Origin of the sequence: Streptomyces sp. NPDC047869 (genome assembly GCF_040704065.1) — a bacterium.
Classification (GTDB): Bacteria; Actinomycetota; Actinomycetes; order Streptomycetales; family Streptomycetaceae; genus Streptomyces.
Window position 1 is genome coordinate 1 of record NZ_JBEYRK010000044.1, and the last position, 23237, is coordinate 23237.

The 23237-nt window shown below is 72.9% G+C and carries 24 protein-coding genes; 17 read left to right on the top strand and 7 right to left on the bottom strand.

What is annotated here, in order from left to right; all coding sequences use genetic code 11:
* From AB0924_RS35620 to AB0924_RS35630, 3 genes are all read left to right on the top strand, one after another.
* Nucleotides 1-375: C40 family peptidase (locus AB0924_RS35620; RefSeq protein ID WP_358930951.1), on the top strand; the 375-nt coding region annotated here is incomplete at its 5' end.
* A 235-nt stretch (nt 376-610) separates the two neighbouring features.
* Nucleotides 611-1633, top strand: a complete 1023-nt coding sequence (locus AB0924_RS35625) for an NlpC/P60 family protein (protein ID WP_358930953.1) — start codon at nt 611-613, stop codon at nt 1631-1633.
* A 29-nt stretch (nt 1634-1662) separates the two neighbouring features.
* Nucleotides 1663-2865 carry a hypothetical protein gene (locus AB0924_RS35630; RefSeq protein WP_358930955.1) on the top strand — a complete coding sequence of 401 codons (1203 nt, stop codon included), beginning with the start codon at nt 1663-1665 and terminating at the stop codon, nt 2863-2865.
* Here the strand turns inward: AB0924_RS35630 and AB0924_RS35635 are convergent.
* Nucleotides 2822-4051: a glycosyltransferase 87 family protein gene (locus AB0924_RS35635; RefSeq protein ID WP_366913679.1), complete on the bottom strand. Its 1230-nt coding sequence runs from the start codon at nt 4049-4051 to the stop codon at nt 2822-2824. The genes AB0924_RS35630 and AB0924_RS35635 overlap by 44 nt on opposite strands.
* A gap of 83 nt (nt 4052-4134) precedes the next feature.
* On the opposite strand from AB0924_RS35635, the gene AB0924_RS35640 reads away from it, so the two are divergent.
* Nucleotides 4135-5277 carry a glycosyltransferase family 4 protein gene (locus tag AB0924_RS35640; protein ID WP_358930959.1) on the top strand — a complete coding sequence of 381 codons (1143 nt, stop codon included), beginning with the start codon at nt 4135-4137 and terminating at the stop codon, nt 5275-5277.
* A 152-nt stretch (nt 5278-5429) separates the two neighbouring features.
* Here the strand turns inward: AB0924_RS35640 and AB0924_RS35645 are convergent, their stop codons facing one another.
* Entirely contained in the window at nt 5430-7226 is a 1797-nt protein-coding gene (locus AB0924_RS35645) for an AMP-dependent synthetase/ligase (protein WP_366913680.1), read from the bottom strand.
* Between the two features lie 307 nt (nt 7227-7533).
* Here AB0924_RS35645 and AB0924_RS35650 point away from each other — a divergent pair, with 307 nt between their 5' ends.
* The 6 genes from AB0924_RS35650 to AB0924_RS35675 all read left to right on the top strand — a co-directional run bounded on the left by AB0924_RS35650 (nt 7534) and on the right by AB0924_RS35675 (nt 12634).
* Nucleotides 7534-8331, top strand: a complete 798-nt coding sequence (locus AB0924_RS35650) for a metallophosphoesterase (RefSeq protein ID WP_358930963.1) — start codon at nt 7534-7536, stop codon at nt 8329-8331.
* 127 nt (nt 8332-8458) lie between these two features.
* The gene (locus tag AB0924_RS35655; RefSeq protein WP_358930966.1) at nt 8459-8899 is read left to right on the top strand and encodes an SRPBCC family protein; all 441 of its coding nucleotides are present in this window, start codon (nt 8459-8461) and stop codon (nt 8897-8899) included.
* A 125-nt stretch (nt 8900-9024) separates the two neighbouring features.
* On the top strand, nt 9025-10245 hold the full coding sequence (locus tag AB0924_RS35660; protein WP_366913681.1) for an ArsA-related P-loop ATPase: 1221 nt from the start codon (nt 9025-9027) through the stop codon (nt 10243-10245).
* Nucleotides 10246-10301: 56 nt separating this feature from the next.
* Entirely contained in the window at nt 10302-10793 is a 492-nt protein-coding gene (locus AB0924_RS35665) for a DUF5304 domain-containing protein (RefSeq protein ID WP_358930970.1), read from the top strand.
* A gap of 66 nt (nt 10794-10859) precedes the next feature.
* On the top strand, nt 10860-11813 hold the full coding sequence (locus tag AB0924_RS35670; protein WP_358930973.1) for an ROK family glucokinase: 954 nt from the start codon (nt 10860-10862) through the stop codon (nt 11811-11813).
* Between the two features lie 68 nt (nt 11814-11881).
* Entirely contained in the window at nt 11882-12634 is a 753-nt protein-coding gene (locus tag AB0924_RS35675; RefSeq protein WP_358930975.1) for an endonuclease/exonuclease/phosphatase family protein, read from the top strand.
* Between the two features lie 30 nt (nt 12635-12664).
* Here AB0924_RS35675 and AB0924_RS35680 read toward each other — a convergent pair whose 3' ends face one another.
* Together AB0924_RS35680 and AB0924_RS35685 are read right to left on the bottom strand one after the other, a co-directional pair.
* Nucleotides 12665-13225, bottom strand: a complete 561-nt coding sequence (locus tag AB0924_RS35680) for a hypothetical protein (RefSeq protein ID WP_358930977.1) — start codon at nt 13223-13225, stop codon at nt 12665-12667.
* The gene (locus tag AB0924_RS35685; RefSeq protein ID WP_366913682.1) at nt 13218-13997 is read right to left on the bottom strand and encodes an alpha/beta fold hydrolase; all 780 of its coding nucleotides are present in this window, start codon (nt 13995-13997) and stop codon (nt 13218-13220) included. The genes AB0924_RS35680 and AB0924_RS35685 overlap by 8 nt, the downstream gene beginning before the upstream one ends.
* 150 nt (nt 13998-14147) lie before the next feature.
* Here AB0924_RS35685 and AB0924_RS35690 point away from each other — a divergent pair, with 150 nt between their 5' ends.
* From AB0924_RS35690 to AB0924_RS35705, 4 genes are all read left to right on the top strand, one after another.
* Nucleotides 14148-14891 (top strand): lysophospholipid acyltransferase family protein, encoded by a 744-nt coding sequence (locus AB0924_RS35690; RefSeq protein ID WP_358931291.1) that lies wholly within the window; start codon nt 14148-14150, stop codon nt 14889-14891.
* Nucleotides 14892-14921: 30 nt separating this feature from the next.
* Nucleotides 14922-16154, top strand: coding sequence for a DUF5931 domain-containing protein (locus AB0924_RS35695; RefSeq protein WP_366913683.1), 1233 nt, complete (start codon nt 14922-14924; stop codon nt 16152-16154).
* Nucleotides 16151-16828: a response regulator transcription factor gene (locus tag AB0924_RS35700; protein WP_358930983.1), complete on the top strand. Its 678-nt coding sequence runs from the start codon at nt 16151-16153 to the stop codon at nt 16826-16828. Before AB0924_RS35695 ends, AB0924_RS35700 begins: the two co-directional genes overlap by 4 nt.
* Nucleotides 16829-16952: 124 nt before the next feature.
* Complete coding sequence (locus AB0924_RS35705; RefSeq protein WP_358930985.1) at nt 16953-17981, top strand: 6-phosphofructokinase; 1029 nt, start codon at nt 16953-16955, stop codon at nt 17979-17981.
* A gap of 52 nt (nt 17982-18033) precedes the next feature.
* Here the strand turns inward: AB0924_RS35705 and AB0924_RS35710 are convergent, their stop codons facing one another.
* Together AB0924_RS35710 and AB0924_RS35715 are read right to left on the bottom strand one after the other, a co-directional pair.
* Nucleotides 18034-19896 carry an anthranilate synthase family protein gene (locus AB0924_RS35710; RefSeq protein WP_366913684.1) on the bottom strand — a complete coding sequence of 621 codons (1863 nt, stop codon included), beginning with the start codon at nt 19894-19896 and terminating at the stop codon, nt 18034-18036.
* 104 nt (nt 19897-20000) lie between these two features.
* A complete protein-coding gene (locus AB0924_RS35715) occupies nt 20001-20057 on the bottom strand; it encodes a trp operon leader peptide (RefSeq protein WP_115913573.1) in 57 nt (18 codons plus the stop codon).
* A 105-nt stretch (nt 20058-20162) separates the two neighbouring features.
* Between AB0924_RS35715 and AB0924_RS35720 the strand changes: the two genes are divergently transcribed.
* Entirely contained in the window at nt 20163-21515 is a 1353-nt protein-coding gene (locus AB0924_RS35720; RefSeq protein ID WP_358930989.1) for a class II 3-deoxy-7-phosphoheptulonate synthase, read from the top strand.
* A gap of 137 nt (nt 21516-21652) precedes the next feature.
* Nucleotides 21653-21877 (top strand): (2Fe-2S)-binding protein, encoded by a 225-nt coding sequence (locus tag AB0924_RS35725; protein WP_358930991.1) that lies wholly within the window; start codon nt 21653-21655, stop codon nt 21875-21877.
* Between the two features lie 31 nt (nt 21878-21908).
* On the opposite strand, the gene bfr is transcribed toward AB0924_RS35725, so the two are convergent.
* The gene (bfr, locus tag AB0924_RS35730; protein ID WP_358931294.1) at nt 21909-22427 is read right to left on the bottom strand and encodes a bacterioferritin; all 519 of its coding nucleotides are present in this window, start codon (nt 22425-22427) and stop codon (nt 21909-21911) included.
* 174 nt (nt 22428-22601) lie between these two features.
* Between bfr and AB0924_RS35735 the strand changes: the two genes are divergently transcribed.
* A complete protein-coding gene (locus AB0924_RS35735; protein ID WP_358930993.1) occupies nt 22602-23234 on the top strand; it encodes a sulfite oxidase-like oxidoreductase in 633 nt (210 codons plus the stop codon).
* The last annotated feature ends 3 nt before the right edge of the window (nt 23235-23237 follow it).

Below are 23237 nucleotides of genomic sequence, written 5' to 3' on the forward strand. Positions count from 1 at the left end.
GTGGACCTCGGCAACGACTCCTCCGCCTCCGGCCGGGCCGCCGCGGCGTTCTCCGCCGCGCAGAGCAAGATCGGCACCCCGTACGTCTACGGCGCCTCCGGTCCGTCCTCCTTCGACTGCTCGGGCCTGACCTCCTGGGCCTACGCCCAGGCCGGCGTCTCCATACCCCGCACCTCCGAGGCCCAGGCGAGCTACGGCGCCCACCTGTCGCAGAGCCAGCTCCAGGTCGGTGACCTGGTGTTCTTCTACGGCGACCTGCATCACGTCGGTCTCTACGCCGGCAACGGCCAGGTGCTGCACGCCCCGCACACCGGCGCCGTGGTCCGCTACGAGGCGATCGGCAACATGCCGTTCCAGTTCGGCGTCCGCGTCTGACCCCGTCCGACGCCGGCTCCCGGGCGCCCGAACGAGCGAATCCCGAGTACCACGACTGACTCCCCGCCCCGCCCTGACCTGCGTCAGTGGCGGGGCGCGCTGGTCGTGGGGCCGTTGACGGCCTTTGGCCGCCGTCCTTCCGCACGGTTACTGTCTGCCGCGTTTCCCCGGCGCGGGGGTCTCCCCGTCCCCCGCGCCGGGGAGACCGTTCCTGTCCGCCAGCAGAAGGACCGCCGTGGGTTCCCATCGCCGTCTCGCACCGTCCGGGTTCGACCGGGGCACCTCGACCGCCCTGTGCGCGTTGTCGGCGGCCGCCGCCGCCCTGGGGGCCGTACCGGCCGACGCGGCGCCGCACCACAACACCCGTGCCGAGGTGGACCGCCTCTACGAGGAGGCCGAGAAGGCGACCCAGGCCTACGACAAGGCCGACGAGCGGGCCGACGCGCTGCGCCGCGAGGTCCGGGACGCGCAGGAGCACATCGCGCGCCGCCAGCAGCGCGTCAACACCATGCGCGAACGCCTGGGTTCGCTGGCCGGCGCCCAGTACCGCTCCGGCGGCCTCGACCCGGCCGTCGCGCTGCTCCTGTCCGACGACCCGGACGACTACCTCGCCAGGGCCGCCACCCTCGACCGCATCGGAGTCCAGCAGGCCGGACGGCTCCGGGAGTTGCGCGTGCAGATGCGGCAACTCGCCCAGGAACGGGCCGAGGCCGCCGGGAAGCTCGCCGAGCTGGAGCGCGGCCGCAAGGCCGTCGACACCCACAAGCGGATCGTGGAGCGCAAGCTCGCCCGGGCCCGGCAGCTGCTCAACTCCCTGCCCGCCGGTGAACGCGCCGCCTACGACCGCGCCTCCCGCGGCGGCCGCGCCGATCTGCCCGGACTGCCGGACCTGGCCGGCGCCGTCGCCCACGACGCCCGCGCCGCGGCCGCCGTCGCCGCCGCCCGGTCCGCGCTCGGCCGCCCCTACGTGTGGGGCGCCAGCGGACCGTCCGGCTTCGACTGCTCGGGGCTGATGCAGTGGGCGTACGCCCAGGCCGGCGTCCATCTGCCGCGCACCTCCCAGGACCAGCGGCACGCCGGCCGGCGGATCCCGCTGTCCCAGGCGCGCCCCGGCGACCTGGTCGTCTACCGTTCCGACGCCAGCCACGTGGGGATGTACGTCGGCAACGGCCAGGTGATCCACGCACCCCACCCGGGCGCCCCGGTGCGCTACGACCCGGTCGGGATGATGCCGATCTCCTCCGTCACCCGTCCCTGACCTCGGCCCACGCGCCGTACGATCGGCGGGTGACTGTTCGTGGACGGGCGCGGCGGACGTGGCGCGCCGCGGCGGCGGGGCTCTGCCTGCTGCTCCTGCCGCCCCTGGCCGGCTGCGGCGGGCGGACCGCAGCCGACCCGGTCACCGCCGAGGTGCAGCGGGTCCTCGACCGGCGGTCGGCGGCCCTGCTCGGACACGACGAGACGGCCTTCGGCGCGACCGGCACCGGCACCGCCTACGTCCGGCTGCGGGCCCTGCCCCTGGCCTCATGGGCGTACCGCGTGACGGCCCTGCACCGCGGCGGCTCCGGTGCCACCGCCGACGCCGAGCTGCGCTACCGGGTCGCCGGCTACGACCGGGCACCCGTCAGCGTCCGCCGCACCCTCACCCTGCGCCGTACCGGCGGCGGCCGGTGGTACGTCACCGGTGACCGGCCCGCCGCCAAGTCCGGGCAGCAGCTGTGGGACCAGGGCCCGGTCACCGCCGTCCGGGGCGCGCACAGCCTGGTCCTCGGGACCGGCCAGGGCGCCGCCGAGCTGCGCCGCTACGCCCGGCTCGCCGACCACGCCGTACCGGCCGTCTCCGCGGCGTGGGGGACGGCCTGGACCCGTCGGCTCGTCGTCCTGGTCCCGCGGAGCCTCACGGGCATGGCCGGACTGCTCGGCTCGCCCGCCTCCGGCTACCGGGGCATCGCCGCGGTCACCACCGGCGAGGCGGGGAGCCCGGGAAGCACGCCGGCGGACCGGGTCGTGGTCAACCCGGAGGCGTACGCGGTGCTCGGCGACAGCGGCAAGCAGGTGGTGCTCACCCACGAGACCACCCATGTGGCCACCCGTGCGCACACCACCGCCGCCACCCCGCTCTGGCTGTCCGAGGGCTACGCCGACTGGATCGGCTACCTCGGCACCGGCCGCACCCCGGCCGAGGCCGCGCCGGAACTGAGCCGCGCGGTCCGGGACGGCAAGGCGCCGGCGGCCCTGCCCACCGACAAGGACTTCGCCTTCAGCGGCGACCCCGACCGCCTCGCCCAGGCCTACGAGGGCGGCTGGCTGGCCTGCCGGATGATCGCCGCCCACTGGAACGAGAGCCGTCTCGGCGCCTTCTACCGCGCCGTCGGCGCCCACGACAAGCGCGCGGGCGCCCTCGACGAGGCCCTGCGCAAGACCCTCGGCACCACCCCGGAGGCGTTCACCGCCCGGTGGCGCGAGTACGTGCGGGATCAGCTGGGCTGACCGGTACCGGCGCGGCGGCCGCCGGGACGGTGGCGCGCCACAGGGTGCGGGCCGCGGTGAGGGCCGCGGCGAGGAGGAGGGCGTTGCGCAGCAGGAGCAGGGCGACGCCGTAGGTGTCGCTCGCGAGGACGTGCGCGAAGCCGATGGGGAACTCCAGCAGCGTGACGAAGGCGGCCGCCAGGACCAGGGCGGCGGGCCTGCCCGTCCGGCTCGCCGGGAAGCACCCGCAGACGGCGGCCAGGCCGATCAGCCACACCAGGTACTGCGGGCTGATCACCCGGCTGGTGACGGTGAGGAGCAGCACCGCGGTGAAGGCCGCGTCCGCGAGGGTGTGCGGCTCGGACCGGGCCGCCCGCAGCCGCCACAGCAGCAGCCAGCTGAGGGCGCCGGCGCTCAGCGCCACTGCCGCCTTGCCGGCCAACCCGGCGTACGGGCCGAGGAACTCCACCGAGCCGTAGTTCAGCACCACCTCGCCCGGCCAGCCGAAGCGCCGGGCCACATGGAGGACCAGGCCACCCAGCGACTCCACCTCGGTGCCCCGGTCCCGCTGGAAGGCCAGGAAGGCGAAGGCGCCCGGCATGGCCACCGCGAACAGCGCCGCGACCCCGCCCGCGGTCACCGCCGCCGAGAGCCACGCCCGCAACCGTGCGGCGCCCACCAGCAGCAGGGCGGGCCACACCTTCAGCAGCGCCCCGAAGGCCGCCAGCGCGCCCATCAGCCGGGGATGCCGGGCCCCAGCGAGCAGGGCCGCCACGGCCACCGCGGTCACCATCAGGTCGTACCGGGCGTACGCCGTCGGGCCGAGCAGCGGCAGACCCGCCACCCATGTCCACGCACCGCGCGACGACCGCTCCGGCCGCCGGCCCGCGTACGTCAGCAGCCCGGACACGACCAGGTCGGCGAGACAGCTCAGGACGAAGAAGGCGGGCGCGTAGCCGAGGAACGGCAGCAGGGCGGGGGAGAGGACGGCCAGCGCGGCCGCGGGCGGATACTGCCAGGTCACGTCGTTCACCGGGAACGTGCCCTGGCGCAGCACCTCGGACCAGCCCTGGTAGATCACCGACACATCGGTGGTGACGTCCGCGCCGGGGAGGGAGACCACCCGGAAGACCAGGAGCAGCAGCGCCAGCCGGGTGGCGCACCAGGTCCACGGCAGCGCCGCCGGCCATCCGCCCGTCCTCTTCACGCGTGCTCCCGCCGTCCGCCGTCCATGGGCCAGGGAACCATGATTCCCCGGCCCGCCGCAGGCGCGCGGTAGGGTCGGCGGCGATGCACAAGACCCTCATCGTGACCAACGACTTCCCGCCCCGGCCGGGCGGCATCCAGGCCTTCCTGCACAACATGGCCCTCCGGCTGGACCCCGAGCGGCTCGTCGTCTACGCCTCCACCTGGAAGCGCGGCCAGGAGGGCGCCCGGGCCACGGCCGCCTTCGACGAGGAGCAGCCCTTCACCGTCGTACGCGACCGTACGACCATGCTGCTGCCGACGCCCGCGGCGACCCGGCGGGCGACCGGGCTGCTGCGGGAGCACGGCTGCGCCTCGGTGTGGTTCGGGGCGGCGGCGCCGCTCGGTCTGATGGCGCCGGCCCTCAGGAAGGCGGGCGCCGAGCGGCTGGTGGCGACCACCCACGGGCACGAGGCCGGCTGGGCCCAGCTGCCCGCCGCCCGGCAGCTGCTGCGCCGGATCGGCGATTCCACGGACACCCTCACCTACCTCGGCGAGTACACCCGCTCCCGGATCGCCACCGCCCTCACCGGGGACGCGGCCCGGCGCATGACGCAGCTACCGCCCGGGGTCGACGAGAAGACCTTCCACCCGGACTCGGGCGGCGACGAGGTGCGGGCACGGCTCGGGCTCACCGAGCGGCCCGTGGTGGTGTGCGTCTCCCGGCTGGTGCCGCGCAAGGGCCAGGACACCCTCATCCGGGCCATGCCGCGGATCCTGGCCGCCGAGCCGGACGCCGTGCTGCTGATCGTCGGCGGCGGGCCCTACGAGCGGGACCTGCGCCGGCTGGCCCGGGAGACCGGCGTCGGGGCCTCGGTCCGCTTCACCGGCGCCGTGCCCTGGTCCGAGCTGCCCGCGCACTACGGCGCCGGTGACGTCTTCGCCATGCCGTGCCGCACCCGGCGCGGCGGCCTGGACGTCGAGGGCCTCGGCATCGTCTACCTGGAGGCTTCCGCCACCGGGCTGCCGGTCGTCGCCGGTGACTCGGGCGGCGCCCCGGACGCGGTGCTGGACGGCGAGACCGGCTGGGTCGTCCGGGGCGGCGAGCCGGCCGAGGCGGCCGAGCGGATCACCGCCCTGCTCGGCGACGCCGGGCTGCGCCGCCGGATGGGCGAGCGCGGCCGCCAGTGGGTCGAGGAGAAGTGGCGCTGGGACCTGCTGGCGGAGAAGCTCAAAGCCCTGCTCTAGGCGAACGCACGGCGACGCACGACACGCACGGCCGACGCGCGCGGCACGCGGCACACGGAACGCAGAACACAGAACACAGAACGCACGACCGACGCACGACGGCGCGGGTCCTCACCGAGGACCCGCGCCGTGACGCGTTTTCAGCGGGCGGTCTACTTCGCGTAGATCGCCTCGATCTCGTTCGCGTAGTCCTTCGCCACCACGTTCCGCTTGAGCTTCAGCGACGGGGTGAGATGGCCCGACTCCTCCGTGAACTGGGAGGGCAGGATGCGGAACTTGCGCACCGACTCGGCCTTCGACACCGCGGCGTTGCCGTCGTCGATCGCCGCCTGGATCGCCGCCCGCAGCTCCGGGTCCTCGCGCAGCGACGCCGCGGTGCAGCCGGCCGGCTTGCCGTGCTCCTCGGCCCAGCGGCCCAGGAACTCCTCGTCGATGGTGACCAGCGCGCCGACGAACGGCCGCCCGTCGCCCACCACCATGCACTCGGCGACCAGCGCGTGCGCCCGGATCCGGTCCTCGATCACGGCCGGGGCCACGTTCTTGCCGCCCGCCGTGACGATGATCTCCTTCTTGCGGCCGGTGATCCGCAGATAGCCGTCCTCGTCGAGGGTGCCTATGTCACCGGTGTGGAACCAGCCGTCCGCCAGTGCCTCGGCGGTCGCGCCCGGGTTGTTCCAGTACTCCTTGAACAGGTGCTCGCCGTGCAGCAGCACCTCGCCGTCGTCGGCTATCCGGACCACCGAGCCGGGCAGCGGCTGGCCGACCGTGCCGATCTTCTGCCGGTCCCACGGGTTGAACGCGGTGGCCGCGCAGGACTCGGTCAGGCCGTAGCCCTCCAGCACCGTGAAGCCGATGCCCCGGAAGAAGTGGCCGAGCCGCTCGCCCAGCGGGGCACCGCCGGAGATCGCGTACTCGCCCCGGCCGCCGAGGACCGCGCGCAGCTTGCTGTAGACCAGCCGGTCGAAGACCTTGTGCTTGATCTTCAGGCCGATGGACGGGCCCGACGGGGCGTCCAGCGCCTTGCTGTAGGCGATCGCGGTGTCGGCCGCCTTGTCGAAGATCGCGCCCTTGCCGTCCGCCTGCGCCTTGGCGCGGGCCGTGTTGTAGACCTTCTCGAAGACCCGCGGCACACCGAGGACCAGGGTCGGCCGGAACGCGGCCAGCTCGTCGGTGAGGTTCTTGATGTCCGGGACGCAGCCCAGCTTGATCGGCGCCATCATCGGGGCGATCTGCACCAGCCGGCCGAAGACGTGCGCGAGCGGCAGGAAGAGCAGCACCGAGCACTCGCCGGTGCGGAACAGCGGGCGCAGCCGCTCGACGATGTTGCCGCACTCGGCGAAGAAGCTGCGGTGGGTGAGCACACAGCCCTTAGGGCGGCCCGTCGTTCCGGAGGTGTAGACGATCGTCGCCGGGTCGTCGGCCCGGGCGAGGGAGCCGCGCTCCTGAACGGTCGCGTCCGTGACGCCCTGGCCGAGCCGGGCCAGCTCCTCCAGGCCGCCGGCCTCGATCTGCCAGACGTGCTTCAGCGCGGGCAGCGAGGCCCGCACCGACTCCACGGCGGCCGTGTGACCGTCCAGTTCCACGACACAGGCGGTCGCGCCCGAGTCGGACAGGATCCACTGCACCTGCTCCGGCGAACTGGTCTCGTACACCGGCACGGTCACCGCGCCGGCGCTCCAGATCGCGAAGTCCATCAGCGTCCACTCGTACCGGGTGCGGGACATCAGCCCCACCCGGTCGCCCGGCTGCACACCGGCGGCGATGAGGCCCTTGGCGGCGGTGTGCACCTCGGCGAGGAACTGCGTCGCCGTGACGTCCTGCCAGACACCGCCCACCTTGCGGGCGATGACGGCGACGTCGGGATGCTGCGCGGCGTTTCTGCGGACGATGTCGGTCAGGTTGCCGTCGGCAGGGACCTCGTACAAAGCCGGAAGGCTGAACTCGCGCAAGACTGCTGCTCCTCATAGGGCGCCGGCGCCACGACTCTGTGTGATGCGACGGTGCGGTCCAAGGCTCGGGAGTGCTCCGGGAATCACATGCGGATTCACATGTTGAAATCCAGAGCACAACTGGACGGCCCGGACGTTACCCGCCGGTATGGCTTCTACGACAGGGGGTCCCGGTGAGATGTTCGCTGCGTCACACAGGTTGGCGTTCCTTCGCGCACAGTAGTCCACGGCACAACCGACCGGCGAGTAACCGCAGGCCGGGCCGCCACTGTTCACAAGGGCCGCGCGCCACCTACGCTTGATCGCCATGGCACCCACACCCACCGGCAGCCGAAGGACACGTGTCCACGTGGTCAGCGATGTGCACGGCAACGCCCGTGATCTCGCCCGGGCCGGCGAGGGTGCGGACGCCCTGATCTGCCTCGGCGACCTCGTCCTCTTCCTCGACTACGCCGACCACTCGCGCGGGATCTTCCCCGACCTGTTCGGCGAGGAGAACGCGGACCGGATCGTCGAGCTGCGCACCGCCCGCCGGTTCGAGGAGGCGCGTGCCTTCGGCGCCCGGCTGTGGGCCGGGATCGGCACCGACCGGGCCGCCGCGATCGAGCGCGCGGTGCGCAAGCAGTACGCCGAGCTGTTCGCCGCGTTCCCGACACCGACGTACGCCACCTACGGCAATGTCGACATGCCGCCATTGTGGCGGGAGTACGCCCGGCCCGGCACCAGGGTGCTGGACGGCGAGCGGGTGGAGATCGGCGGCCGGACCTTCGGCTTCGTCGGCGGCGGGCTGAGGACGCCGATGCGCACGCCGTACGAGATCGACGACGAGGAGTACGCGGCGAAGATCGAGGCGGTCGGCGAGGTGGACGTGCTGTGCACCCACATCCCGCCGGAGGTGCCGGAGCTGGTCTACGACACGGTCGCCCGCCGTTTCGAGCGGGGGAGCCGGGCGCTGCTGGACGCCATCCGCCGCACCAGACCGCGCTTCGCCCTGTTCGGGCACGTCCACCAGCCGCTGGTGCGCCGGATGCGGATCGGCGCGACCGAGTGCGTGAACGTGGGGCACTTCGCGGGCACGGGCCGGCCGTGGGCGCTGGAATGGTGATCGGAACGCCGATGCGGACGGGGTGAAGGCGGCAGGTCGGGGGCGCGGTAGCCTTCACGCTGCACACACGTGCGCGGCCCGCGCACGGCAAGAGTCTCTTCGGTCCGTATCTGGAGGAGCCACGGCGATGGCGGAACACACCAGTTCGAGCATCACGATCGAGGCGGCTCCGGCCGACGTCATGGCGGTGATCGCCGACTTCGCCCGCTATCCGGACTGGACCGGCGAGGTCAAGGAGGCCGAGGTGCTCGCGACCGACGAGCAGGGCCGCGCCGAGCAGGTCCGCCTCGTCATGGACGCCGGCGCCATCAAGGACGACCAGACGCTGGCGTACACCTGGGCCGGGGAGTACGAGGTCTCCTGGACGCTGGTGAAGTCCCAGATGCTGCGTTCCCTGGACGGCTCCTATCTGCTGAAGTCGGCCGGGCAGGGCGCCACCGAGGTGACCTACCTGCTCACCGTCGACGTCAAGATCCCCATGCTCGGCATGATCAAGCGCAAGGCCGAGAAGGTCATCATCGACCGGGCCCTGGCAGGTCTGAAGAAGCGCGTGGAGTCGGACCACTAGGACCACCGGGACGGCTCCGGCGGCCGCGGCCCGCGGCGCCGGGTGCCCCGGGCACACCGCCCGAGGGCGGCTCAGGCCTCGGCGGCGGCACGGGGCGCCCTCCCACTCCGTTACCGTTCACCCTCATGCGCACCCTCCTGATCACGGGCCCGGGCGGCAGCGGCCGTACGACCATCGCCGCCGCCACCGCACAGCGCGCCGCGGCGGCCGGCACCCGCACCCTTCTGCTCGGCGCCGATCACACCGACACCCTCGGAGCGGCGCTGGGCACCGGAACAGGACCGGCCCCCGCCGAGGCCGCCGAGAACCTCACCGTCTGGCGTCCCGACGCCGCCGACCGCTTCCGGCAGGACCTGACCGCCTTCCAGTCCCGCGCCGCGAACGTCCTGGACCTCCTCGGCGCCGCCCGGCTGGACGCCGAGGAGGTCACGCCGCTGCCCGGCGCTCAGGAACTCTCCTTCCTGCGGGCCCTGCGGGACGCCGCCCTCTCCGAGCGCTACGACCTCCTCGTCGTCGACCTCCCGCCCCTCCCGCAGGCCCTGCCCCTGCTCGCCCTCCCCGAGGAACTGCGCCGCTATCTGCGCCGGCTGCTCCCGCCCGAGCGGCAGGCGGCCCGCGCCCTGCGCCCGGTCCTCGGCCGGCTGGCCGGCATCCCCATGCCCGCCGAGTGGCTGTACGAGACGGCGGCCCGCTGGGACATGGAACTGGCGGCCGTGGAGGCGGTGCTCACCGACCGGCACACCTCCGTACGCCTGGTCGCCGAACCCGGCCCGGCCGGCGCCGACGCCGTACGCGCCGCAGGCCTCGGCCTCGCCCTGCGCGGCCTGCGCACCGAGTCCCTGGTCGCCAACCGCGTGCTGCCCGACACCGTGCCGGACAGCTGGCTGCCCCACCCGTCGCCCGACCACCGCCCCTCAACGAGCTTCGCGCCCCTGCTGACTCTCCTCGCCCAGCAGCGCAAGGCACTCGCCGAATGGCAGACGGAGTACGACGTCCACTGCGTCCCGCACCTCGGCCGCGACCCGCACGGCACCGACGACCTCGACGCCCTCGCCGTGCCCGGCGTCAACCCGGCGCCCGCCCCGGTCGAGTGGCCCGTCACCGACGCCCTCGCCACCGACGGGGTGCTGGTCTGGCACATCCCGCTGCCCGGCGCCGTACGGGACGACCTGGACCTGATCCGGCGCGGCGACGAACTCGTGGTGACCGCGGGTCCCTTCCGGCGGATCGTTCCGCTGCCCTCCGCCCTGCGCCGCTGCACCGTGGCCGGCGCCGGGCTGCGCGAGAGCGAGCTGCGCGTCCGGTTCGCCCCCGACCCCGCGCTGTGGCCCGCGGCGGGCCGGTGAACCGGGTGGGCCGTTCGGGTAACGTCGGAGGGGCGAACCGTAGTCAGGAGTCCGCCATGAGCGAAGAGCGCCCCGCACCCGACCCCGCCGCGGAGGTCCGTGAGGAGGGGGCGACCGACGCCGACGCCTGGTCCACGGCCTGCGCCGAGGATCTCGCCGCCGAGAAGGCCCGCCGCCGCACCGAGCAGGGCCCGCCCCCGGGCTCCGCCGCCGAGGAACTGCGCAGACTCGTGGACACCGTGGCCGACAAACTGTCCGGCCTGCAGTCCCCGCTCCTCGGGGGCCTCGCCGGACCCGCCGCCCAGCAGGCGGTGCGGCAGGTCGTCCAACAGGCCAAGGCCGCCGTGGAGCCCGTCATCGAGCGCAACCCGGACGTGTTCGACCACCTCGCCGCCGCCGGCAACGAACTGCTGGCCGCCTACCGGTCGGCCGTCCAGAACCAGGAACGCCGCTGGACCACCGGCTCCGCCGGCTCCGGGGACCAGTGGCCCGACGGCCCCGGCCGGGGCGAGGACGGCGGTCCGGGGGAGCGCATCGACCTGGACTGAAGCCCTCCCACGGCAGGGCCTCGGGTACGGTTGGCCGTAGCGGGGCTCGACCGAACTGAGGGATTCATGGGACTCACCATCGGCGTCGACATCGGCGGCACCAAGATCGCGGCCGGCGTGGTCGACGAGGAAGGCAACATCCTCTCGACCTTCAAGGTTCCGACCCCCACCACGCCCGAGGCCATCGTGGACGCCATCGCCTCGGCGGTGGAGGGCGCGCGTGCCGGGCACGAGATCGTCGGCGTGGGCATCGGTGCGGCCGGTTACGTGAACCGGCAGCGCTCGACGGTCTACTTCGCGCCCAACATCGACTGGCGCAGCGAGCCGCTCAAGGAGAAGGTCGAGGCCCGCGTCGGCCTCCCCGTCGTGGTCGAGAACGACGCCAACGCCGCCGCCTGGGGCGAGTACAAGTTCGGCGCCGGCAAGGGCCACCGCAACGTCATCTGCATCACGCTCGGCACCGGCCTCGGCGGCGGCATCATCATCGGCAACAAGCTGCGCCGCGGTCACTTCGGCGTGGCAGCCGAGTTCGGCCACATCCGGATGGTGCCGGACGGCCTGCTGTGCGGCTGCGGCTCGCAGGGCTGCTGGGAGCAGTACGCGTCCGGCCGCGCTCTGGTGCGCTACGCCACGCAGCGCGCCAACGCCACCCCCGAGCGCGCCGAGGTGCTGCTCTCCCTCGGCGACGGCACCCCCGACGGCATCGAGGGCAAGCACATCTCCATGGCCGCCCGCCAGGGCGACCCGGTCGCCGTCGACTCCTACCGCGAGCTGGCCCGCTGGGCCGGCGCCGGCCTCGCCGACCTCGCCTCCCTCTTCGACCCCTCCGCGTTCATCGTCGGCGGCGGCCTCTCCGACGAGGGCGACCTGGTCCTGGACCCGATCCGCAAGTCCTACAAGCGCTGGCTGGTGGGCGGCAACTGGCGTCCGGTCGCCGATGTGATCGCCGCCCAGCTCGGCAACGAGGCGGGCCTGGTGGGCGCGGCCGACCTGGCCCGCGAGCCCGACCCGATCATGTAACGAGCCCGTACGGCAGTGCCCGCCGAGTCCGGTCCCGGGACGGCGGGCATCGTCGTATGTTGATCGTCATGGCAACCCCGACGCTTCCCAACTCCCGTACCGAACCGGACGGTTCCGCCGTCATCCGGGTCCTCGCCTACAACGTCCGCTCGATGCGCGACGACACCGACGCGCTCGCCCGGGTGATCACCGCCTGCGCCCCCGACCTGGTCCTCGTCCAGGAGGCCCCGCGCTTCTTCCGCTGGCGCAAGAAGCTGGCCCGGCTCGCCGCGGCCTCCGGCCAGACCGTCCTCACCGGGGGCGCGACGGCGGCGGGGCCCGCGATCCTGTGCTCGCTGCGGGCCACGGTCGAGCGCACGCGGGACGTGCTCCTGCCGCTCACCCCGGGACTGCACCGGCGCGGATTCGCCACCGCCGTCGTACGGTTCGGCGGCGCCCGCCTAGGCGTGCTGAGCTGCCATCTCAGCCTGCGGCAGGACGAGCGGTACGAGCAGGGCGGGATGCTCCTGGACCGCCTCGCCGCGCTGGGCGTGGAGCACGCCGTGGCGGGCGGTGATCTCAACGAACGCCCCGACGGGCGCACCTTCCGCCGCCTCGCCGCCGCCCTCCGGGACTGCCGGGCCGTCAGCCCCTGGGGCGGCGAGTTCACCTCCACCGCCACCGACCCCCACCAGCGCATCGACGCCCTGTTCGCCACCGAGGGCATCGAGGTCCTCGGCTGCGGGGTGCCGCTCGGCCTGCCCGGAGTGAGCGAGGCGGACCTGAGGAGGGCCACGGACCACCTTCCGGTCCTGGCCGCCCTCAGGATCCCGGCGTCGTAGCGCGGGCCGGCGGGTCAGTGGGTCAGCGGGTCAGACCACGGCCCCGCGCCCCGGGTCGTCCCCGTCCTCGTCCGTCCGCATCCGCGTCACCAGCGTCACGAAGCCGCCGAGGAACCCGCCGATGCCCAGAGTCGCCAGATACCAGGTCATCTCCCAGCCGAGCAGCACGGCCAGCAGCAGCAGGACCGGTCCGCCGACCACCCCCAGCCAGGCGAACCTGGCGGTCGTGTCGGCGGTCGGCAGCGGCGGCGGCTCGGGCGGCACGAAGTGGCCCTCGTCGTCCTCGCCGAGGTCGTCCTCGGAGGGCTCGGCCACGCGGTAGTCGCGCGGCCCCACCCCGGGCGCGAACGAGACCGAGCTGCCCAGCGGCCGGTCGGACCGCGGCTCACCGGGTCCTTCGGCGTCCTCGCCGGGGGGCTCCTTCTCGAGCAGCGCGAGATCCTCGACCGGCTTGTAGGGCCGGCTGCCCGGCGGGTCCGGCGGCTCGGCGCCGTAGCCCGCGACGATCGCCTGCCACGCGGCCTCCTCGTCGAAGGGGACCCCCTTCTCGTCCGGCTCGCGGTCCCCGCGGTCGGACTCGTGCTCAGCCAACTGCGGCCGTCCCTTCCTTGCCGGTCATGGGTGCGAGCCGGCCGACGAAGGCGAGGCTCCCCTCGAAGATCCGGTCCGCGTCGTAGTCCAACGTCGCCACATGGCGGCTCTGTTCCAGCACGGTCTGAGTGACGTCCCTGGAGGACACCCGGCTCAGCACACGCGCCGAGTCGGCCGCGGGGACCACATGGTCGTGGGCGCTGCGCAGCAGCAGCAACGGCTGGGTCACCTGGGGCAGCTCGCCGTCCAGCCGGCGCAGGAACTCCCGCAGGGAGTGCGCCGCGTGCAGCGGCACCCGGTCGTAACCCAGCTCCGCGGCGCCTTCCTTGGCGATGTCACCGGCGACGCCCTTCGTCGTGCGCACCAGGTGCCGGGCCACCGGAAGGGCGTACGCCGACAGCCCGTGCAACCGGTTCACCGGATTGACGACCACCACGCCCGCGACGTCGTCACCGTGCCTCGCGGCGAGCCGCAGCGCCAGCGCCCCGCCCATCGACAGGCCGCCGACGAACACCCGGGAGCAGCGCCCGGCCAGCAGCCGCAGCTCGCGGTCCACCTCCGCGTACCAGTCCTGCCAGCCCGTGACCTGCAGGTCCTCCCAGCGGGTGCCGTGCCCGGGCAGCAGCGGCAGCGACACGGTCAGACCGTGTGCCGCGTGGTGCTCCGCCCAGGGGCGCAGCGACTGGGGCGAGCCGGTGAAGCCGTGACAGAGGAGGACACCCACCTCCCCGCCCTCGTGGCGGTACGGCTCGGCTCCGGGAAGAACCGGCACCTTTCGGGCTCCTGTTCCTGAGAAAGGCGTGAAGAACTGGCGGATGTGGTTCACCGTACGCGACCGCACCGACACCGACCAGGGTCGTCGGGCCCATTGGCGGCACTCCGGGTTATGGTCTGACCGTCGGAAACAGGAGGCACGCGGGTGTTGTACGGCACGATGAAGGTCGCCATCGGAGGGCCGCTGAAGGTCGCCTTCAGACCCTGGGTGGAGGGCCTGGAGAACATTCCGCCCGAGGGCGCCGCCATCCTGGCGAGCAATCACCTCTCGTTCTCGGACTCGTTCTTCCTGCCCGCGGTCCTCGACCGCAAGGTCACCTTCATCGCGAAGGCCGAGTACTTCACCACTCCCGGCGTCAAGGGCCGCCTCACCGCGGCCTTCTTCAAGGGCGTCGGACAGCTCCCGGTGGACCGCTCCGGGGCGCGCGGCGCCGGCGAGGCGGCGATCAAGAGCGGCATAGAGGTGCTGGAACGCGGAGAGCTGTTCGGCATCTACCCCGAGGGCACCCGCTCGCCCGACGGCCGGCTGTACCGGGGCAAGCCCGGCGGCCTCGCGCGCGTGGCGCTCGCCACCGGCGCGCCGGTCATCCCGGTCGCCATGATCGACACGGAGAAGATCCAGCCGCCCGGCCAGGTGATGCCCAAGCTGATGCGTCCGGGCATCCGCATCGGCAAGCCCCTGGACTTCAGCCGCTACCACGGCATGCAGCACGACCGGTTCGTGCTCCGCGCGGTGACCGACGAGGTCATGTACGAGATCATGAAGCTCTCCGGCCAGGAGTACGTCGACATGTACGCGACCGCCGCCAAGCGGCAGATCGCGGACGCGGCGAAGGCGGCCAAGGAAGCCGAGAAGGCCGAGAAGGCGGAGAAGAAGCAGCCCGGGAGCTAGTGGGGAACCGGGGGATCGGGGGGCGGGGCCATGGCCAGGCGCGAGCGGGTCATGAGGATGTCGGTCGAACTGCCGCTGTGGCGCGCGCTCGCCGGCTACCGCGTGCTGACGATGCTGTACGCCATCGGCCTGTGCGCCACCGCGTACGACCACTTCGTGCGCCCCTGGGTCGCCATCGGCTACTACGCGGTGCTGGTCGTGTGGACCCTCGCCACCCTGCCCCGGGTGGCGAACGCGGCGAGCTGCACCAGGGGCTTCCTGGCCGCCGACCTGACCGTCGCGCTCACCGGCATCCTGCTCACCCCGCTCGCCGACAACCACGAACGGATCGCGAGCGGCGGCCCGACCCTGCCGTCGATATGGACCGCCGGCGCCGTGCTGGCCTTCGCCATCAAGGGCGGCTGGCGCTGGGCCGCCGTGGCCTCCACGGCCGTCGCCGCCGTCAACCTGGTGGAGCGCGGCAGCCCGGCCCGGGACACCGTGCACAACGTGATCCTGGTCTGGGTCGCCTCCATCGCCATCGGCTACGTCGTGGAGGTCGCCCGGGCCTCCGAACGCACCCTCGCCCGCGCCCTGGAGATCGAGGCGGCGACCCGCGAGCGCGAGCGGCTGGCCCGGGACATCCACGACGGCGTGCTCCAGGTGCTGGCCATGGTGCAGCGGCGCGGCGCGGTCATCGGCGGCGAGGCCGCCGAGCTGGGGCGGCTGGCGGGCGAGCAGGAGGTGGCGCTGCGCACGCTGGTCTCCGGCGGCCTAATGCCGGTGTCCCGGGTATCGGAGGACGCCGCCGCCGGAGCCGTCGTACGCGCTGTCGACGAGCCGTACGACGACGAGCCGGACGGCCCGGTCGACCTGCGCGCCCTGCTCGCCCGCCACGCGGGCGCCCGGACCAGCCTCGCCGAGCCCGGCGCCCCGGTCGAACTGCCGCGGCCGGCCGCGCGGGAGCTGGCGGCGGCGGTCGGAGCGGCCCTGGACAACGTGCGCGAGCACGCCGGAGCCGAGGCCCGGGCCTGGATCCTGGTCGAGGACGAACCGGACGAGATCGTCGTGACCGTGCGGGACGACGGGCCCGGCATCCCGGAGGGCCGGCTGGCCCAGGCCGAGGGCGAGGGCCGGCTGGGCGTGGCCCAGTCGATCCGCGGCCGGCTGCGCGACCTCGGCGGCAGCGCCGAGCTGATCTCGGTGCCCGGACAGGGCACGGAAGTCGAGTTGAAGGTACCGAAGGGCGCCGTGCGGGCGCGGGGGAAGGCGGAGCGGCGATGACGCAGGCGCAGGAGCCGATCAGGGTCATGGTGGTCGACGACCACCCCATGTGGCGCGACGCGGTCGCCCGGGACCTCGCCGAGTCCGGCTTCGAGGTGGTCGCCACCGCCGGCGACGGCGAACAGGCGGTCCGCCGTGCCAAGGCCGCGGCCCCGGACGTCCTCGTGCTGGACCTCAACCTGCCCGCCAAGCCCGGTGTGACGGTGTGCAAGGAGCTGGTGGCCCACAACCCCGCGCTGCGCGTCCTGGTGCTCTCCGCCAGCGGTGAGCACGCCGATGTGCTGGAGGCGGTGAAGTCCGGCGCGACGGGCTACCTGCTGAAGTCGGCCTCCACCGCGGAACTGCTGGACGCGGTGCGCCGTACCGCCGTCGGCGACCCGGTGTTCACCCCGGGCCTCGCCGGGCTGGTCCTCGGCGAGTACCGGCGCCTGGCCGCCGAGCCCGCGCCCGCCCCGGACACGGACTCCCCCGGGGCGCCCCGGCTGACCGAGCGGGAGACCGAGGTGCTGCGGCTGGTCGCCAAGGGCCTGAGCTACAAGCAGATCGCCGAACGCCTCGTCATCTCCCACCGCACCGTCCAGAACCACGTCCAGAACACCCTCGGCAAGCTCCAACTGCACAACAGGGTCGAGCTGGTGCGGTACGCGATCGAGCGCGGCCTCGACGAGGAGTGAGACCGGCCGGTCAAGCGGTCTCCTGACAATTCACCGGAATCGCCCTCCCCGCCTCTCGTCGTGTGACCCGTATCACCATTACCGTGAGTGAGCGTCAGGTAACCGCGGTGAAGGGACGTGTGGCATGCGGGTGGGAGTACTGACCGGGGGCGGTGACTGCCCCGGACTCAACGCCGTCATCCGGGGCGTCGTCCGCAAGGGTGTGCAGGAGTACGGATACGAGTTCGTCGGCTTCCGGGACGGCTGGCGGGGGCCGCTCGAGAACTACACGGTGCGCCTCGACATCCCCGCGGTGCGCGGCATCCTGCCCCGCGGGGGAACCGTTCTGGGCTCCTCGCGGACCAACCCCCTCAAGGTGGAGGGCGGCATCCGCCGCATCAAGGAGAACCTGGGCAAGCAGGAGGTCGAGGCGCTCATCGCGATCGGTGGCGAGGACACGCTCGGCGTCGCCGCCCGCCTCTGCGACGAGTACGGCGTGCCCTGCGTCGGCGTGCCGAAGACCATCGACAACGACCTGTCCGCCACCGACTACACCTTCGGCTTCGACACCGCGGTCGGCATCGCCACCGAGGCCATCGACCGCCTGCACACCACCGCCGAGTCCCACATGCGGGTCCTGGTCTGCGAGGTGATGGGCCGTCACGCCGGCTGGATCGCCCTGCACTCCGGGCTGGCCGGCGGCGCCAACGTCATCCTCATCCCCGAGCAGCGCTTCGACCTCGACCAGGTGTGCGCCTGGATCACCTCCCGCTTCAAGGCCTCGTACGCACCGATCGTCGTCGTCGCCGAGGGCGCCATGCCCAAGGACGGCGAGGTGGTCCTCAAGGACGAGTCGCTGGACTCCTTCGGGCACGTCCGGCTGTCCGGGGTCGGCGAGTGGCTGGCCAAGGAGATCGAGAAGCGCACCGGCAAGGAGGCCCGCACGACCGTGCTCGGGCACATCCAGCGCGGCGGCACCCCCAGCGCCTTCGACCGCTGGCTCGCCACCCGCTTCGGCCTGCACGCCATCGACTGCGTGCGCGACGGCGACTTCGGCAAGATGGTCGCCCTGCGCGGCACCGACATCGTGCGCGTCCCGATCGCCGAGGCCACCGCCAAGCTCAAGACGGTGGACCCGAAGCTGTACGACGAGGTCGGGGTGTTCTTCGGCTGACGGCGCGTCATGGACGGGGGGCCCGGGGACCGCGGTGCCCGGGCCCCCGCCGTCAGACCGCCCCGCTCACCCCGCGCAGCTCGCCGACCAGCTCCCGCACGACCGCCGCCCCGTTCAGGGTCAGCACCGACTCCGGGTGGAACTGCACCCCGGCGAACCCCGGGCCGCGCACGGCGTGCACCTCCCCGTTCTCCGCCCGGCTCACCTCCACGTGGTGCGCGGCCAGCTCCCTTGCGGCCTCGTCGTCGCAGCGGGCCGTGAAGCTGTTGTAGAAGCCGACCGTCTCCGGCCGCCCGAACAGGTCGATCGTGGTCTGCGCCCCCTGGTACGGGACCTCCTTGCGGACGATCTCGAGACCCAGCTCCGCCGCGATCAGCTCGTGCCCCAGGCAGACCCCGAGCACACCGTGCCGGTGCTCCCCGATCACCGCGGCGGCCAGGTCCCGCAGGACACGCATCTTCGGGTCGGCCGGGTCGGACGGGTCGCCCGGGCCCGGCCCCAGCACCACCGGCCCCGGGTGCGCGAGCACGGTCCGGCGCAGTCCCGGCTCGTCGTAGCGCCGGACCGTCACCTCCAGCCCGGCGGAGCGCAGCACGTGCGCCAGCATCGCCGTGAAGGTGTCCTCGCCGTCGACGACGAGCGCGTGCCCCGCGAGGGCGTCGGAGCGCTCCTGCATCCGCAGCCAGAACGGGGCGAGGGAGGCCCGGCGCCCGTCCAGCGCGGCCCGCACCCGGGGGTCGTCGGCCAGCCGGGGGCGCCCGCGCTCCGTGCGCGGCGCGGACGGCCGTACCCCGAGGGCCGCGAGCACTCCCGCCGCCTTCGCGTGCGTCTCCGCCACCTCGCCCGCCGGATCCGAGCCGCGCACCAGCGTCGCGCCCACCGGGACGCGCAGCCGGCCGCCGGCGGCGATGTCGGCGGTGCGGATCAGGATGGGGGAGTCCAGCGTCTGGGCACCGCCGGCGTCCCGCCCGAGCAGGGCCAGCGCGCCCGCGTAGTAGCCCCGTCCGCCGGCCTCGTGCCGTTCGATCACCCGGCAGGCGTTCTGCACCGGCGACCCGGTGACGGTGGCCGCGAACATGGTCTCCCGCAGCACCTCCCGCGCGTCCAGGGAGGACTTCCCGCGCAGTTCGTACTCGGTGTGCGCCAGGTGCGCCATCTCCTTCAGACGCGGCCCGACGACCACCCCGCCCATGTCGCCGACGGTGCACATCATCTTCAGTTCCTCGTCGACGACCATGGACAGCTCCTCGATCTCCTTGCCGTCGGCGAGGAAGCCCAGCAGATGCTCCGGCGTCGGCCCCCCGGCCGGATAGCGGTACGTCCCGCTGATCGGGTTCATCACGACCGTCCCGCCCGACATCCGCACGTGCACCTCCGGGCTGGCGCCGACCAGCGTCCGCTCCGGGGTGTGGACCAGGAACGTCCAGTAGGCGCCCCGCTCGCCCTCCAGCAGCCGCCGGAACAGCGCCAGCGCGTCCGCCCGCCCGAAGCCGGGGATCCCGCCCTCGTACGTCCGCCGGATCACGAAGTTGGCGCCCTCGCCCCGGCCGATCTCCTCGCGCAGCACCCGCCCGACGATCTCGGCGTACTCCTCGTCGCCGACGTCGAAGCCCCCGCCCTCGACCCGCACCTCATGGCCGGGCAGCGACCGCAGGGCCTCGGCGAGCGGGAACTCGTAGGACTCCTCGGGGGTCAGCACCAGCAGCGGGGTGCCGTCGTCCCGGACGTCGAAGCCGCGCTCGCGGATCTGCCGGAACGGGACGAGCGCCAGGCCCTCGTCGGGCAGGTCGGCCAGCTTGTCCCGGGTGGTGACGGGGCCGAGCAGCAGCTCCACCGGGTGCTCGGCCCGGCCCGGGGTGCGCCGGCGGAGCAGCGCGAAGGGACGGGGGTCGGACAACAGGTCCTTGAGGTTCACGGGTGGGGCTCCTTCTCGGTCGTCTGCCTGACGGAGAGGAACGGCCCGGAAAACACCGAAGGCCGCCCCTCGGGCGGCCTTCGCGAAGTCTTGCGTACGCGCAGTCAGTGGGCCGCCGGATGAGCGGTCCACCACCAGTTCTGGATCGAAAGCGCGAACATGCCGGAAACCCTACCGCACCGGCCCGGCGTCCACGGGGCAAACTGTCCGTCTCACCCTTCGAGCCGAACACAGAGCATGCGACACGACCCCGTAATGTTTGAGGGGTGACCGTGAACGCTAAGACCAGCGCGAGCGCTGGCAACACCTGGCGAGACCTGCCCGCGGCGCAGCAGCCCGAGTACCCCGACACCGAGGCTCTGCGCGCAGTGATCGCGGACCTCGAGTCGTATCCGCCGCTCGTCTTCGCGGGCGAGTGCGACCAGCTGCGCGCCCGGATGGCGGCCGTCGCCAAGGGAGAGGCGTTCCTCCTCCAGGGCGGCGACTGCGCCGAGGCCTTCGACGCGGTGTCCGCCGACCACATCCGCAACAAGCTCAAGACGCTGCTCCAGATGGGTGCCGTCCTGACCTACGCGGCCTCCGTGCCGGTGGTCAAGGTGGGCCGGATCGCCGGCCAGTACTCCAAGCCGCGCTCCAAGCCGACCGAGACCCGGGACGGCGTGACGCTGCCGACCTACCGCGGCGACTCCGTCAACGGGTTCGACTTCACCGAGGAAGCCCGCGTCCCGGACCCCGAGCGGCTGAAGCGCATGTACAACGCCTCGGCCTCCACGCTGAACCTGGTGCGCGCCTTCACCACCGGCGGCTACGCCGACCTGCGTCAGGTGCACGCCTGGAACCAGGACTTCGTGAAGTCCTCCCCGTCCGGGCAGCGCTACGAGCAGCTGGCGCGGGAGATCGACAGCGCGCTGAACTTCATGCGGGCCTGCGGGACCGACCCGGAGGAGTTCAAGACCGTCGAGTTCTTCTCCTCGCACGAGGCGCTGCTGCTGGACTACGAGTCCGCCCTCACCCGGGTCGACTCCCGCACCGGCAAGCTGTACGACGTCTCCGCGCACATGGTGTGGATCGGTGAGCGCACCCGGCAGCTCGACGGCGCGCACATCGAGTTCGCCTCGCGCATCCGCAACCCGATCGGCATCAAGCTCGGCCCGACCACCACGGCCGAGGAGGCGCTGCGTTACATCGACCGCCTCGACCCCGAGCGGGAGCCGGGCCGGCTGACCTTCATCGTCCGCATGGGTGCCGACAAGATCCGCGACCGGCTCCCCGAGCTGGTCGAGAAGGTCACGGCGTCCGGCGCCACGGTGGCCTGGGTGACCGACCCGATGCACGGCAACACCTTCGAGGCGGCCTCCGGCCACAAGACCCGCCGCTTCGACGACGTGCTCGACGAGGTCAAGGGCTTCTTCGAGGTCCACAAGGGGCTCGGCACCCACCCGGGCGGCATCCACGTGGAGCTGACCGGCGACGACGTCACCGAGTGCGTGGGCGGCGGCGACGAGATCTTCGTCGACGATCTGCACCAGCGCTACGAGACGGCCTGCGACCCGCGGCTGAACCGCAGCCAGTCCCTCGACCTGGCGTTCCTCGTCGCGGAGATGTACCGCGACCAGTGAGTGGTCTGGGGCGCGGATCACACCGGATCCGCGCCCCACGCACTTTTGCGCTCTCGACGCGATGGGTAAGGTTAGGTTTGCCTCACCGGACAACGGGACGGCATGACAACAGCGACCCTGTCGGGAGGTGAGTCCGCGTGTACGTCTGCAGCTGCTTCGGCATCACCGAGGCCCAGGTCAAGCAGCACGCGGAGGACGGCGCCCACACCCCCCGCCAGATAGCCTCCGCCTGCAAGGCCGGCACGGACTGCGGCGGCTGCGTACGGCGCATCCAGGCGCTGCTCGGCCGGGGCGCCTGCCCGCGCCGGGAACTGATCGACCGGCGCGCACCGGCCCTCGGCCGGCTGGACGACGCCGCCTGACACGCCGCCCGGCGCCGCCCCGCGCGGCCGCTCAGTGCGTGGAGAAGCCCCCGGTGCCCGGTCCCGACGGGTCGGGCTGGCTCTGCTCGATCACGGTCGACAGGTAGAGCGCCTCACCGAGCTTGTCCACGAGTTCGAGCTGGGTGTCGAGGTAGTCGATGTGGTGCTCCTCGTCGGCCAGGATCGCCTCGAAGATGTTCGCCGACGTGATGTCGTCCTTCTCGCGCATGAGCTGGGCGCCGCGGCGCAGCCGGTCGATGGCCTCGACCTCGATCTGCCGGTCGGCCCGGAACATCTCGGCCACCGTCTGCCCGACCTGCACATGGAAGAGCCGCTGGTAGTTCGGCAAACCGTCCAGCAGCAGGATGCGGTCGGTGAGGACCTCCGCGTGCCGCATCTCGTCGAACGACTCGGCCCGGGTGTACTGGGCGAGCTTCGTCCATCCCTTGTGGTCCTGCAGCTTGGCGTGCAGGAAGTACTGGTTGATCGCGGTCAGCTCGGCGGTCAGCTGCTCGTTGAGCAGTTCGATGACCTCGGGGTCGCCCTGCATCGCGATGGACTCCTTCACGTGGTCGAACCAGGTCGCTAGCGCCGCATGATTTCACCGGCCGAGAAGATCGTCCAGTAAGTGCGTACTAATTACGTAAGTGGCGCTCTGATGGTATTTGTCCGGCTCGGGGGTGGGTGGTCAAGGGCACTGCCGGAGGTCTGTCAGGATGGATACATGGGTCATCCGGTGGAGCGAGCGTCTGGAGAAGCGGCAGGGCCCGAGCTTCCGCCGGGGCAGCGGCTGCAGCGTGGCTGGCCGGTCACGCACTACGGTCCGGTGCCGAAGTTCCGGCCCGAGCGCTGGGAGTTCCGCGTCTTCGGCGCCACCGCCGACGGCGACAAGCACACCTGGGGCCACGAGGAGTTCACCGCGCTGCCCTACACCACCGTGGTGGCCGATCTGCACTGCGTGACGAAGTACAGCATGACCGGCGCGGAGTGGGGCGGCGTCCCGGCCCGCGCGGTGCTGGACCTCGCCCCGCCGGCCGCGGACGTCACCCATGTGATGGTGTGGGCGGAGTACGGGTTCAGCTCCAACCTGCGGCTCGCGGACTTCGCCTCCGACCGCACGGTCTTCGCCACCCACAAGGACGGCGAACTCCTCACCGCCGAGCACGGCTTCCCGGTCCGCCTGATCGTTCCGCACCTGTACGCCTGGAAGGGCCCCAAGTGGGTCCGGGGCGTGGAGTACATGACCGCCGACCGCCGCGGCTTCTGGGAGGAGCGCGGCTACCACAACATCGGCGACCCCTGGAAGGAGCAGCGCTACTCCTACCAGGAAGAGCCCGGGGAGGGCCCCGAGCTCTGATCC